The organism is Scopulibacillus darangshiensis (genome assembly GCF_004341035.1).
GTDB classification, from domain to species: Bacteria; Bacillota; Bacilli; order Bacillales; family Sporolactobacillaceae; genus Scopulibacillus; species Scopulibacillus darangshiensis.
Genome location: NZ_SLXK01000016.1, coordinates 14,843 through 27,492, shown reverse-complemented (window position 1 = coordinate 27,492; position 12,650 = coordinate 14,843). Strand labels below are relative to the sequence as shown.

The window sequence follows — 12,650 nt, the reverse complement described above, 5'->3', positions numbered from 1 at the left end:
TTGGTCCCCCTTTTAAATATGGTTTTCCGCTAATTTAATCTGTTGTTCAATCTGTCCAGCGGCTGTGCCGCCTTTACTAGTTCTAGCTCCAACAACATGTTCTGGTGTTAGGTATTCATAGACATCTTCTTTAAATAAAGGGCTAAATGTTTTATATTCGTCCATTTGCAAGTCTAATAGATATTTTCCTTTTTCAATGGCATAGATGACGATTTTTCCAATGATCTCATGTGCTTCTCTGAAAGGCACGCCTTTAACAGCTAAATAATCAGCAATATCTGTCGCATTTGAATAGTCTTGCGTCACTGCCTTTCGCATTTTATCGGTATTGACCACCATTGTATCTAGTAAAGGAGCAAGCAAGGTTAGGGACCCTTCTAGGGTTTCCACTGTATCAAACATGCCTTCCTTATCTTCCTGTAGATCTTTGTTATAGGCTAATGGCAATCCTTTTAAAACCGTCAGGAGACTTACTAAATCCCCGAACACGCGTCCTGTTTTTCCCCTTAATAACTCAGGGACATCCGGATTTTTCTTTTGCGGCATAATACTTGATCCTGTGCAAAAGGCATCGTCAAGTTCAATAAACTGGAATTCCTGACTGCTCCAAATCACCATTTCTTCCGATAATCTCGACATGTGGACCATTAGAATGGATGCGATTGATAAAAATTCTAGAATAAAGTCCCTGTCACTTACTGCATCCATGCTGTTAGGATAGACATCATCGAAAGCCAATAGTTCAGCCACCCGATCGCGGTCAATTGGAAATGTTGTCCCCGCCAGCGCCCCGGCGCCTAATGGTAAAATGTTGATCCGCTTCAAGCTGTCTTGAAGCCGTTCTTTATCCCGCTCGAACATCCAAAAATAGGCCAAAAGGTGATGAGCGAAGGATACAGGCTGTGCGCGCTGCAGATGAGTATAACCTGGTAAAATGGTGTCTATATTTCCCTTCGCTTGATCTAATAGAGCAGTTTGGACCTTTTCGAGTAAAGTTATGAGTACATTTGTTTTCTTCCGAAGATAAAGGTGCATATCTGTTGCCACTTGATCGTTTCGGCTCCGGCCGGTATGGAGCTTTCCTCCAACCGGACCGATTTCATCAATAAGCAGTTTCTCGATGTTCATATGAATGTCTTCATGCTGGACTTGCCATTCGATTTCCCCTGTATTCAATTTTTTTAAAATGGTGTTTAATCCAGATTTTATTTTTTCCATTTCATCAGAAGTGATTATGCCGCACTCACCGAGCATTTGGACGTGAGCGAGACTCCCTTCAATATCTTCTTCAGCTAATTTTTGATCAAATGATATTGAAGCTGTGAAGCTATCTACAAGTTTGTTTGTTTCTTTTGTAAAACGTCCGCCCCAAAGCTTTGCCATAGTATCCCCCTCCTTTCTTTTTATTGGCCGTTATTCATATTTGCCGGTTCCGCCACACATGAGTCCTCTTTTTTATGCACTTCAGAGAAGACTTTTGTTGGCAGTCCCCATAATTTAATAAAACCAACAGCAGCGTTGTGATCAAAGGCGTCGCCTTGGGTGTAAGTTGCCAATTCTTCATTGTAAAGGCTGTTTGCCGATTCACGTCCGATCACGACGTGTGAGCCTTTATGGAGTTTTATCCGAACTTTCCCAGTAACTACTTTTTGCGTTTCAGCAATAAAAGCATCAAGGGCATTTCTCAAATGTGAGTACCATAACCCGTCGTAGATCAATTTAGCCAGTTGTTGATCGACCGTTGCTTTAAACTGGGATGTTTCTCTTGTTAATGTCAAAAATTCCAATTCCTTATGGGCATTGATTAGTATCATTGCGGCTGGATTTTCATACACTTCCCTTGATTTAATGCCAACAAGGCGATTTTCAATATGGTCAATCCGGCCAATACCGTGGAGACCGCCTTTTGCATTTAAGATTTCGATAAGTTCAACTAATGGCAGCTTTTCATCGTTTAATGCCACTGGCACGCCTTCCTCAAAAGTCACATCGATATACTCAGGTTGATCTGGGGTAGACTGAATCGGATTCGTCCAATCATATGCCGCTTCCGGCGCTTCTGCCCAAGGATTTTCTAATACACCTGCTTCACAAGCACGCCCCCAAATATTGGCGTCAATGGAGAATGGGTTGTCGAGATCTACGGGAATAGGAATCCCTTTCTCTTTTGCATAAGCGATTTCTTCATCTCTTGTCATCCCCCATTCACGAACAGGTGCCACAACCTTTAAATCAGGGTTGAGTGCTTGGATCGACACTTCAAAACGAACTTGATCATTGCCTTTGCCAGTACAGCCATGTGCAACGGCAACAGCTCCCTCTTGTTCCGCCACTTCAACTAACAGCTTCGCGATTAAGGGACGGGATAATGCAGAAGAAAGAGGATATTTCCCTTCATACAGCGCGTTTGCCTTTAATGCCGGTAAAATATAATCTTTCGCTAAGAGGTCCTTCCCATCAATCATGATCGCCTTTATTGCACCCACGTCTAACGCTTTCTGTTTGATCGCTTCAAGATCTTTCCCTTCCCCGACATCCAATCCAAGTGCAATCACATCGTAACCGTATTTTTCCTGTATCCATTTTACTGATACCGATGTGTCCAATCCTCCGGAATATGCTAAAACGATCTTTTCTTTTGTCATGGTAATTCTCCCCTTTGTATGTTAAATAATTTTTGTTTGACCTTTATCACTCATTAAGTTTTTTAAAATGGCTTTCTGTGCATGGAGCCGATTTTCTGCTTCATCAAAAACGACCGAGTGCGGACCGTCAATAATGTCTGACGTGACTTCCTCTCCGCGATGTGCCGGCAAGCAATGAAGAAAAATGAAATCCTCTTTTGCTTTGGAACATAACGACTGATTGACTTGATACGGACGAAACGTCTGTAATCGCTTTTCCTGCTCCTCTTCTTGCCCCATGCTCGCCCAAACATCCGTCACAACAACATCGGCCTGTTCAATGGCTTCTTCTGGAGAAGTTGTGATATCAATTTGACTTCCCGTTAATTGTCCGATTCGTTTTGCATTTTCAACTATTTTTAAATTAGGTTCATAACCGTTTGGACTGGCAATGGCAAGATGCATGCCGCTACTTGCTGCTCCTTCCATCAGCGAATGGCACATATTATTGTTGCCGTCACCGACATAGCACATTTTCAGACCGGAAAGCGCCCCTTTGTGCTCATAGATTGTTAATAAGTCGGCTAAGACTTGTGTCGGGTGATGGAGGTCGGTCAGACCGTTAATGACTGGAACCTCAGAGTGTAAAGCGAACTCTTCAATCGATTTATGGGCGAAGGTCCTGATCATAAGGCCGTCAACATATCGGGACAACACCTTTGCAGTGTCCTCAATCGTCTCTCCCCGTCCTAACTGAATATCCTTTGAACTCAAGAATATCGCTTGGCCGCCTAGCTGCATCATGCCTACTTCGAAGGACACCCTGGTTCTGGTCGACGATTTTTCAAAGATCATCCCAAGGACCTTACCGCTTAAATATGGATGCGGAATCCCTTTCTTTTGAAGATTTTTAATATCTTTTGCCTCATCTAGAAGGAGGCAAAGGTTATTGGGTTCCAAATCAGCCAGGGTCAAAAAGTCTTTGCCTTTTAATTCAAATGACACAGGTTTAGGTTGGTTGCCCAGGTTAACTTTTAACATCACATTCACTCCTTTATTTTCACTATTGGGAAAATAGCCAATATATAGATAACTAAAAATGAGAACAAAAAATACCCGTCTCGGAAAAAGAGACGAGTATTGATATAGATTACCCGCGGTGCCACTCTTGTTGTTTCGCTGACTTTCGCGAAACCGGCTCTTCACTGTTAACGGGGGCGGACCCGGTCAATCCCTATGAAAGCATTGCTTTCGTTCGGGCTGACATCTCGAAAGTGCGGTTCACCGCATGTTCTGCACCAGGCTCCCATCATCCCCGGCTTGCTGCTTCGCAGATCCATACGATTACTCTCTTTGTCATCAATTATTCCTATTCCATTGTCCAAAAAATATAAAAACGCCCGTCTCTTATATATAATAGAGACGAGCGTATGTATACAACATTTACCCGCGGTACCACTCTCATTATTCCGCTATCATGCGCGGAATCGGCTTTAGCATCTGTTAACGGGGATGACCCGGTCTGCTCTATTAAGCTTAATGCTTAGTTCAAGCAAACATCTCAAAAGTGCGTTTCATCACATCTTCTGCACCGGCTTCCACCGCCCCGGCTCGCTTTTTGCAGGAAAAATGCAACTACTCTCTTTGTCATTGATTTTTATATGTTGATACTTATTATACTTAAGTGTCATTCAAAGTCAAGAGGAAAAGTGAAAAAAGTTTATCGGTTTATACCCATTCTACACGTTCAAGCAGCTGGTATTGAAACAAAACAAGGATAAATGGTACGTATGAATCTGGACGACAAATGACCTGATATGTTTGCTCCTTTTGAGTGTAAAATAACACATCGGTATATATTTTGTCACTCTCAAAAAAATTTCTAATCTTATGGAGAAGCTCAAATGCTTCTCCATTTTTTGCCTTGATCGTAAACTCGATGTCTTTATTGTTTTTCTTTTCTTCGAGCGTCATCAATGAATGAATCACCTCATAGCAAAGCTTTTTCAAGAAAACCACTCCTTCCTTAAATTAAATACCGCAGATAAATATAAACCGTTGAAATGGCTACTGTTATGAACATAATAGGCAAGCCTATTGCCATAAATTTCAAAAAGGAGATCCTATAGCCTTCTTTCCCTGCAAGTCCGGAGACAATAACGTTCGCGCTCGCTCCAATAAGCGTTCCATTTCCTCCGAGGCAAGCGCCAAGTGCAAGGCTCCACCATAACGGCTCAAGGTTGTTAATGCCGAGCTCCCCCATCTGCTGTACAAGCGGAATCATGGTTGCAACGTAAGGAATGTTGTCAACAAAGGCGGACGCAATGGCGCTCATCCATAAGATAAGAATCGAACTAGCCGTAACGTTCCCGCCGGTTATATCAATTGCATAGACGGCAAATCTTTCGATAACGCCAGTCTCTACCAGTCCGCTGACAAGGACAAACAATCCGACAAAAAAGAATATTGTTGTCCATTCTACTTTGCTTAGAGCTCCTTCAAGATAATGTTCACCAGATAGGAGCAGTAAAAGAAAAGCTCCGGCTAATGCAATGGTCGCAGATTCTACCCCCATGGCTTGATGAAGGAAGAAACCTAAGATCGTTAGCCCCATTACAGTAATGGCTTTTATCATTAACGGTTTATCAGTGATTTCATCCTTTTCATTAAGGTCCATAATCCGTTTCCGTGTCTTATCATCAGTATACAGATGTTTGCGGTAAATTAAGGTGAGGACTAGCATGACAACAACAATTGTAATGATAATAACTGGAGCTAGATTCGTAATAAAATCCATAAAAGACAGCTCTTTCACAGCACTGCCGATCATGATATTAGGCGGGTCCCCAATCATCGTCGCTGTTCCCCCTATGTTGGACATAAGAATTTCACTAATAAGAAAGGGCATCGGTGTGATGCCAAGCCGGCGGGTGATGCTGAATGTGACTGGAACCATGAGAAGAACGGTTGTGACATTGTCCAAAAAGGCTGACCCTACAGCTGTTATCAAGGACAAAACAATAAGTATGGCCATCGGGTGTCCTTTTACTTTTTTTGCCGCCCAAATAGCAATAAATTTAAATAATCCGGTCTCAGCCGTAATTGTAACGATGATCATCATCCCCGTTAACAAACCAAGTGTATTGAAATCGATATGGTGCAAGGCGGTTTCCTGGTCAACGACCCCAAATAGGACCATTAATACGCCGCCTATCATCGCAACAATGGTGCGGTGAATTTTTTCAGATATGATAAAGGCATACGTGATAAGGAAAATACCTATTGCTATAATTGCTTCTTCATTCGCCAAATTCAACATCCTTCCTAAAATTAGTGTTCGAATAGCTTGTTTATTTATTCTTATTAGCTCATTTAAGTAAAGATGCGCAGCACCTCCTTTAAAGTTTATGGGATATTTTGGTATTAAAAATACACAAAAAAGGAGTCTGTTTGTGACAGACTCCTCCAGAAATCACCGATATTAAATTTAATTATTCTGTTTAAATTATAACAAGTACTGCTGATACTTTCAAGAACTTTTCCGCCAAATTAACATCGAATGTCGTGCTGCGAGCCTTCAACAACATGAAATCCTAACGCTTTAGCCTGCTCAATATCAAAGGTCTCATCAATATGCATGCAATAGACCTTGGATCGATAGGGTTGCCCGATTTCCTGTTGAAGCTTGGTTATTGATAAGTGAACATTGCCTTCATAATCAAGCTGACAAGTATCCTGATAGAAGGCGTGAAGGCTCCCCTTTTCCAATCGTTCCTTTGCTATCGGGTTAATCATATTTGAATCGCCGCTATAGTATAGAGAGTTGCCATCGTAGCCAATAAAGTAGCCGAAGCAATCAAGTTCCGGGACATGATTCGTTACCTGCGGCGTTACAGTTAATTGGAATCCCCCACTGTGAATAACTGTGTCTTGCTTTATTTCTTGGAGATCATAAAAATCATCACTCACACCCATTGATCTCAGATGTGTTCTGACCTGTTGTGGTTTTGGGAAAAATATTTGAACCTTATTTTTTACAATGTAATAAGAATAGAAAATCAGATCGCCAAGTGAGCCGGCATGATCGGGATGCAGATGAGTGAGCAATACTGTGAATGCTTTCAATGTTTGAAAATTATTTCGGCACTTCAGTTGTCCGAAGACGGAACTTCCGCAGTCTATCAAAAATAAGGCATCTTGATCAAAGAGATAGGCTGAATTATTACCTAGATTTGTATTAAATGCCGATCCAGTACCAATAAAGTTTAGATAGGGCATGTCAGACCTCCTATGTAGTCTTGTTTTATGATGCTTTGGATTCATTGCAAGAACATTTATAACATGTTAAATTACTAGGAACGATATGCGAAGGGAGGATCACCATGTTCCGGAAACTAGCTCTAGTTACTTTAGCACCCGTATTAGCTTTCGGACTGACAGCTTGCGGCAATAATGACGATAAGAAGTCATCAGATCAGCCGAAACAAGAACAACAAAAACCAGCGCAAACTCAAAATAAGAAACAGCAGGTAAAAGGCCTTGTTAGTGAAGATAAAACCGTTGCAACGGTAAATGATGAAAAAATTATGGGCAACGAATACAACATGATGCTTAAGCAATTAGAACAAATGGCCCAGCAACAAGGGCAAGATATCAATGATAAAAAGGTGTACAAGCAGGTCAAAGACCAAGCCATTAGTTCGTTAGTTGGAAACAAATTGCTTTTGCAAGATGCTGATAAAAAAGGTTACAAGGCTTCGGAGAAAAAGATTGATGACCAATACAATAAAATTAAAGGTCAATTTAAAACCGAAAAGGAATTTAATGCATTATTAAAGAAGAATCACTTATCAAAGGATCAATTAAAACAACAAATATCAGACCAGCTCGTATCCGATCAATACATTAAGAACGAAGTCGGACCTGTCAAAGTATCTGACGAAGAAATCCAATCCTTTTATAAGCAAATCAGTGCAAATCAAAAGAAAGCACCTGATTTAGAAAAAGTCAAACCGCAAATTAAACAGCAATTAGAAAAACAAAAGACAAATGAAAAGTTAGGTAAGATTGTTGATCAGCTTAAGAAAAAAAGTGATGTAAAGGTTAACGTTTAAAAAAGGGGAGCATTTCCCCTTTTTTTATACTTTAAGGAAGTTTAAATTCGCTAAAGCGAAAAAGCGGAATAAAGTATAAAAATAATGCTCCTCCGCTTCGCTTTGTCGCAAGGCAGCAAAGATGGGTATTCAAGCAGAAGCCTTGCAACTAAGGCCTTCACCATTAAAGGCCTAGCGAAAAGCCAAGTTTTCTTTATTTACTCGTTTTCTCGCTTGTTTCCTTTTGCTCTTCGTTATCCAATACATTATTTGTTGCTTTCTTAAACTCCATAAGTGTTTTCCCCGCAGCCTTACCCAATTCAGGCAGTTTTTTTGGACCAAACATTAAAAAGGCAAATAATAAAATGAGGATGATCTTACCTGGACTAAGCAGTTCCATAATAACCCTCTATTCGTTTTTTTACCGGTTTATAAAGTCACCATCTTTGACTGAACATAGGCATAGAGCAATTTTTCAGTATTCAATATCGATGTTTCGTGTGTTCTTTCAAAGGCATGAGACGATTCGATACCAGGTCCAAGGAGTCCATGGATAATATCATGTCCGGCGCTGATCGCTGCTGAAGCATCTGAGCCATAATAAGGGTAAATATCCACTTTATATGCGATGCCATTCTCCTTGGCAAGGTCTATCAAGTGCCTGCGCAAACCGTAATGGTAAGGTCCACTTGAGTCTTTGGCACAGATGGAGACAGTATATTCATCCGAAGATTGCCCATCACCCAATGCCCCCATGTCTACAGCGATATATTCCACTGTTTCTTCAGGGATATTTGAATTTCCGCCATAACCAATTTCTTCGTTATTTGAAATAAGGACATGTGTTGTATAAGGTAAGGTGATATGTTCATCCTTTATTTGCTTAAGCAGTCTTAATAAAATAGCGACACTTGCTTTATCATCTAAATGTCGGGATTTTATAAAACCGCTTTCAGTAATAACAGGACGCGGATCAAAGGAAACAAAATCCCCGACTTCAATGCCAAGCTCCCGGACCTCTTTCTCGTTTTCCACTTTTTCATCAATACGAACTTCTATATTGTCATCGTCTCTTTTCGCTTCACCTGCATTTTTGTACACATGAACAGAAGTTTGGTGCATAAGGATTGTACCGGTGTACACCTTCCCTGTCGATGTGTGAATCTCACAGTATTCCCCTTCCGCTGAATTCCAATTGAAGCCGCCAATTCTGCTCAACTTAAGCCTGCCGTTGGATTTAACTTCTTTAACCATTGCACCTAGGGTATCCACGTGCCCGGTTAAGAAACGATGGCGTGTATCATCAGACCCACGAGCGCTGATTAACAGCCCGCCTTTTCTCGTCCGTTTTATTTCATAGCCCCAATCCCGGATTAGGTTTTCAATAAATTTAATAATCTTTTCTGTGTCTCCAGAAGGGCTGGGGATTTCGGTAAGTTCTTTAATAAGTGCCATAGTTTCTTTTGTATCAGGGTATGTATTCAAAATATGATCTCTCCTTTATGTCATTCATCTTACATTCTATTATATTGCAAAAATTTGAATAAACAAAGGTATGGACAAGCGGAATGACTCTCCCTTGTTATTTCTTTCCTATTCAACGTTAATTGTTTTTATCATTTGCCTTAAAGCCCCAAGGTGGTATGAGGAGTGAGCGATAGCCCCCAGAATATTGATGACTTTATCCTCTAAATCAGGTGAATCGATTTTTTCATTAAGTATCATGTATTCTTGGTACAAATCTTTTTGTATTTGGTGCCATCTAGTTTCATCAACTCTTGTTATTTCCCAGCTGCTCTCCCAATTACGATCGGGCTCATTGCCTCTAATCATTGTGTTAATTACCCAAAGGTAATAGCGGATATGATCCGCGTGACTAGCGATCGTAGAACCATAAATAGAAATGGAAGCTTCATCAGCTGACATCGCTTTAAGGGTCCCAAATATTCCCGAATCGAGCTGTGTATTCGTAAACCAGCTTCCATCCTCCGCTCCAGGCCCTTCAAATGCTTCCTTTAATATCGGTTTTATAGAATCTTGAATCGAATATCCCATTATTTCGCCCTTCTTTCGTTAATTTATTTCAAAAATCACCTTTTGATTAAGGCTCACTATTAATGTGGATGGCTTCCATAATCAGTCGTAACTTCTCGGCAGATTTACATGAAAATTGATTGGCAATATACTTCCAAAAATACTCAAGGACAAGCCCCCTAATATTCAAGTGAATTTTTGTTCCCTTCGTTTTATTATACTATTCAGATAATGACATTTACAGGTTTTTTTTTATTGTCTCAATCTTATAGATTACATCCTTATGAGATGGCTGCGTTTCTTCGCGGATTTCAGCGTCGATTTTGCGATGCAATGCGTCTTGAACATAGGTATTGCGTCCTCTTTGGTGATGACTGCGTCCTCTTCGGGGACTACTGCGTCGATTTTGTCATGGACTGCGTCTTGAACATGGGTATTGCGTCCTCCTTGTTGATGACTGCGTCCTCTTCGGGGACTACTGCGTCGATTTTGTCATGGACTGCGTCTTGAACATGGGTATTGCGTCCTCTTTGGTGGTGATTGCGTCCTCTTCGGGGATTACTGCGTCGATTTTGCGATGCATTGCGTCTTGAACATAGGTATTGCGTCCTCTTTGGTGATGATTGCGTCTTCTTAACGGATTACTGCGTCGATTTCACATAAAAAAGGCTGTTTACTTAATCAGTAAACAGCCTGAGATCTATTGGGCGCTTAGTTGTACATGCCTTCTATTTGTTTTTGCAAGGCATCATTAGCCAGAAATTCATCAAAAGTGGTTTGTTTATCAACAAGCCCTTTTGGTGTGATTTCCATGATGCGGTTTGCAATCGATTGGACAAACTGATGGTCATGTGATGTAAACATTATGGAACCTTTGAAATTCATTAAGCCGTTGTTCAGTGCTGTAATAGACTCCAAATCCAAGTGGTTGGTAGGGTCATCTAAGATGAGGACGTTCGCTCCGCTGAGCATCATTTTAGAAAGCATGCAGCGAACCTTCTCCCCACCTGAGAGGACATTGGCGTGCTTCAAAGCCTCTTCACCCGAGAATAGCATTCTTCCTAGGAATCCCCTAAGGAAACTTTCACTTTGATCTTGTGGTGAAAATTGTCTCAGCCAATCCACAAGACTTAACTCGCAGTTTTCAAAGTAACTTGAATTATCCCTTGGAAAATAAGCTTGAGATGTTGTCACACCCCATTTGAATGATCCGCTGTCAGGCTCCATTTCTCCCATTAGGATTTTAAACAGTGTAGTAATGGCGATTTCATTGTTGCCGACGAAAGCGATCTTATCGTCTCTATTCATTGTAAAACTAATGTTATCAAGAATCTTAACGCCATCAACGGTTTTCGAAAGCCCCTCCACCCTCAGCAAATCGTTGCCGATTTCACGTTCAGGGGTAAAGTGGACATAAGGATAACGGCGTGATGACGGTTTGATATCATCCAGTGTTATTTTATCAAGAAGTTTCTTTCGGGAGGTCGCTTGCTTCGACTTAGAGGCATTGGCGCTAAATCGGGCGACAAAATTTTGCAGATCCTTGATTTTTTCTTCCTTCTTTTTATTGGCTTCCTGAGCCATTTTCAGTGCTAGTTGGCTTGATTCATACCAGAAGTCATAATTTCCGACATAGACTTCAATTTTACCAAAATCAAGGTCGGCAATATTTGTACAGACCTTATTTAGGAAATGGCGGTCATGGGAAACAACAATGACGGTATTTTCGAATTGGATTAAAAATTCCTCAAGCCATTGGGTTGCTTTTAAGTCAAGGTGGTTGGTCGGCTCATCTAGGAGCAAGACGTCAGGTTTACCAAATAACGCTTGAGCCAAAAGCACTTTGACCTTTTCTGATCCAGATAGTTCCGCCATTTTTTTGCTGTGCAAACTTTCTTCGATTCCAAGACCTTTCAAAAGCACTGCGGCTTCTGATTCAGCTTCCCACCCGTTAAGCTCGGCAAATTCTCCCTCAAGCTCAGCAGCTTTAATGCCGTCTTCATCGGAAAAGTCAGGTTTCATATAAATCGCGTTTTTCTCCTGCATCACTTCATACAAACGGCCGTGCCCCATAATGACAACATTAAGCACATCATAATCTTCGTACTGAAAATGATCTTGCTTTAAAACCGCAAGCCGTTCACCGGGGGTCATTTGAACATGTCCGGTTTGTGATTCGAGTTCACCTGATAAGATCTTCAAAAATGTTGATTTGCCGGCGCCGTTCGCTCCGATTAAACCATAACAGTTACCCGACGTGAATTTAATATTAATATCTTCGAATAATTTTCGATCGCCAAATCTTAAACTGACATTATTTACTGTTATCAATTGTATCGATTCCTCCAAAAGTAATATCTAGCCGATTATATCATTTTCTAGTGAAGAAAGGGAGCCCTTAGTCGGATTTGAAAGAATTGAAAGCTTTATGGATTAGATCTGTCCATCTTTAAAACAAAGGATGTAAATGAGTTCACCGTTTTCGTCTCTTGAGTTAGTTAATTGAAAACCCAATGATCGGTAAATTCTAATAGCATGTTTGTTTTCTTGATAAACACTTAGAAAAACCTTATTCGTATTGAATTCATTCTTCATCCTTTCAAGGAGTTTGCGCAGGAATATCTTAGAATATCCCAACCCTTGGGAACGATAATCAATCATAAACCGATCGAGCCAGACTTCAGTTTCCCCTTGTTCCCGGAACTCGCCATACATTCCAAAGCCGACAATTTCATCACCGGCATATAAAGCTGCTGGATGCCAACCTTCCTCAAATTTTGATTGGACAATCGATAAAGCATTAGGTTCAATAAAGTTCATTTGAGAAGGAGAGGGCTTTAAATCAACAACTCTCTTCCAATTGCAGGCGTTTATATCGCCAATCCTGAATAACACACTC

Annotated in this window: 12 protein-coding genes and 2 other annotated features; of the genes, 1 reads left to right on the top strand and 11 read right to left on the bottom strand. The window is 40.9% G+C overall.

What is annotated here, in order from left to right; all coding sequences use genetic code 11:
* Nucleotides 1–12: 12 nt before the first annotated feature.
* The 6 genes from argH to EV207_RS11935 all read right to left on the bottom strand — a co-directional run bounded on the left by argH (nucleotide 13) and on the right by EV207_RS11935 (nucleotide 6,902).
* Nucleotides 13–1,383 (bottom strand): argininosuccinate lyase, encoded by a 1,371-nt coding sequence (argH, locus tag EV207_RS11960; protein ID WP_132746386.1) that lies wholly within the window; start codon nucleotides 1,381–1,383, stop codon nucleotides 13–15.
* Between the two features lie 20 nt (nucleotides 1,384–1,403).
* Entirely contained in the window at nucleotides 1,404–2,645 is a 1,242-nt protein-coding gene (locus EV207_RS11955) for an argininosuccinate synthase (RefSeq protein ID WP_132746385.1), read from the bottom strand.
* A gap of 21 nt (nucleotides 2,646–2,666) precedes the next feature.
* Nucleotides 2,667–3,665 carry an ornithine carbamoyltransferase gene (argF, locus tag EV207_RS11950; RefSeq protein WP_132746384.1) on the bottom strand — a complete coding sequence of 333 codons (999 nt, stop codon included), beginning with the start codon at nucleotides 3,663–3,665 and terminating at the stop codon, nucleotides 2,667–2,669.
* An 85-nt stretch (nucleotides 3,666–3,750) separates the two neighbouring features.
* Nucleotides 3,751–3,993 (bottom strand) — a binding site (T-box leader).
* A gap of 46 nt (nucleotides 3,994–4,039) precedes the next feature.
* Nucleotides 4,040–4,284 (bottom strand) — a binding site (T-box leader).
* A 68-nt stretch (nucleotides 4,285–4,352) separates the two neighbouring features.
* On the bottom strand, nucleotides 4,353–4,634 hold the full coding sequence (locus EV207_RS11945; protein ID WP_132746383.1) for a hypothetical protein: 282 nt from the start codon (nucleotides 4,632–4,634) through the stop codon (nucleotides 4,353–4,355).
* A gap of 16 nt (nucleotides 4,635–4,650) precedes the next feature.
* Entirely contained in the window at nucleotides 4,651–5,943 is a 1,293-nt protein-coding gene (locus EV207_RS11940; protein WP_132746382.1) for a sodium:proton antiporter, read from the bottom strand.
* A 230-nt stretch (nucleotides 5,944–6,173) separates the two neighbouring features.
* Nucleotides 6,174–6,902: an MBL fold metallo-hydrolase gene (locus tag EV207_RS11935; protein ID WP_132746381.1), complete on the bottom strand. Its 729-nt coding sequence runs from the start codon at nucleotides 6,900–6,902 to the stop codon at nucleotides 6,174–6,176.
* 104 nt (nucleotides 6,903–7,006) lie between these two features.
* On the opposite strand from EV207_RS11935, the gene EV207_RS11930 reads away from it, so the two are divergent.
* Nucleotides 7,007–7,738: a SurA N-terminal domain-containing protein gene (locus tag EV207_RS11930; protein WP_132746380.1), complete on the top strand. Its 732-nt coding sequence runs from the start codon at nucleotides 7,007–7,009 to the stop codon at nucleotides 7,736–7,738.
* Between the two features lie 193 nt (nucleotides 7,739–7,931).
* Here EV207_RS11930 and EV207_RS11925 read toward each other — a convergent pair whose 3' ends face one another.
* The 5 genes from EV207_RS11925 to EV207_RS11905 all read right to left on the bottom strand — a co-directional run bounded on the left by EV207_RS11925 (nucleotide 7,932) and on the right by EV207_RS11905 (nucleotide 12,646).
* Nucleotides 7,932–8,117, bottom strand: coding sequence for a twin-arginine translocase TatA/TatE family subunit (locus tag EV207_RS11925; RefSeq protein WP_132746379.1), 186 nt, complete (start codon nucleotides 8,115–8,117; stop codon nucleotides 7,932–7,934).
* Between the two features lie 29 nt (nucleotides 8,118–8,146).
* A complete protein-coding gene (locus EV207_RS11920) occupies nucleotides 8,147–9,172 on the bottom strand; it encodes a M42 family metallopeptidase (RefSeq protein ID WP_132746434.1) in 1,026 nt (341 codons plus the stop codon).
* Between the two features lie 138 nt (nucleotides 9,173–9,310).
* Nucleotides 9,311–9,772 carry a hypothetical protein gene (locus EV207_RS11915; RefSeq protein ID WP_132746378.1) on the bottom strand — a complete coding sequence of 154 codons (462 nt, stop codon included), beginning with the start codon at nucleotides 9,770–9,772 and terminating at the stop codon, nucleotides 9,311–9,313.
* Nucleotides 9,773–10,462: 690 nt separating this feature from the next.
* Nucleotides 10,463–12,082: an ABC-F family ATP-binding cassette domain-containing protein gene (locus EV207_RS11910; RefSeq protein WP_132746377.1), complete on the bottom strand. Its 1,620-nt coding sequence runs from the start codon at nucleotides 12,080–12,082 to the stop codon at nucleotides 10,463–10,465.
* A 102-nt stretch (nucleotides 12,083–12,184) separates the two neighbouring features.
* Complete coding sequence (locus EV207_RS11905; protein WP_132746376.1) at nucleotides 12,185–12,646, bottom strand: GNAT family N-acetyltransferase; 462 nt, start codon at nucleotides 12,644–12,646, stop codon at nucleotides 12,185–12,187.
* Between the last annotated feature and the right edge of the window lie 4 nt (nucleotides 12,647–12,650).

Bases quoted from the DNA above. Each gene is read 5' to 3' on its own strand.
- argH (WP_132746386.1), bottom strand. From the start codon at position 1,383: ATGGCAAAGCTTTGGGGCGGACGTTTTACAAAAGAAACAAACAAACTT.
- EV207_RS11955 (WP_132746385.1), bottom strand. From the start codon at position 2,645: ATGACAAAAGAAAAGATCGTTTTAGCATATTCCGGAGGATTGGACACA.
- argF (WP_132746384.1), bottom strand. From the start codon at position 3,665: ATGTTAAAAGTTAACCTGGGCAACCAACCTAAACCTGTGTCATTTGAA.
- EV207_RS11940 (WP_132746382.1), bottom strand. From the start codon at position 5,943: ATGTTGAATTTGGCGAATGAAGAAGCAATTATAGCAATAGGTATTTTC.
- EV207_RS11935 (WP_132746381.1), bottom strand. From the start codon at position 6,902: ATGCCCTATCTAAACTTTATTGGTACTGGATCGGCATTTAATACAAAT.
- EV207_RS11930 (WP_132746380.1), top strand. From the start codon at position 7,007: ATGTTCCGGAAACTAGCTCTAGTTACTTTAGCACCCGTATTAGCTTTC.
- EV207_RS11925 (WP_132746379.1), bottom strand. From the start codon at position 8,117: ATGGAACTGCTTAGTCCAGGTAAGATCATCCTCATTTTATTATTTGCC.
- EV207_RS11920 (WP_132746434.1), bottom strand. From the start codon at position 9,172: ATGGCACTTATTAAAGAACTTACCGAAATCCCCAGCCCTTCTGGAGAC.
- EV207_RS11915 (WP_132746378.1), bottom strand. From the start codon at position 9,772: ATGGGATATTCGATTCAAGATTCTATAAAACCGATATTAAAGGAAGCA.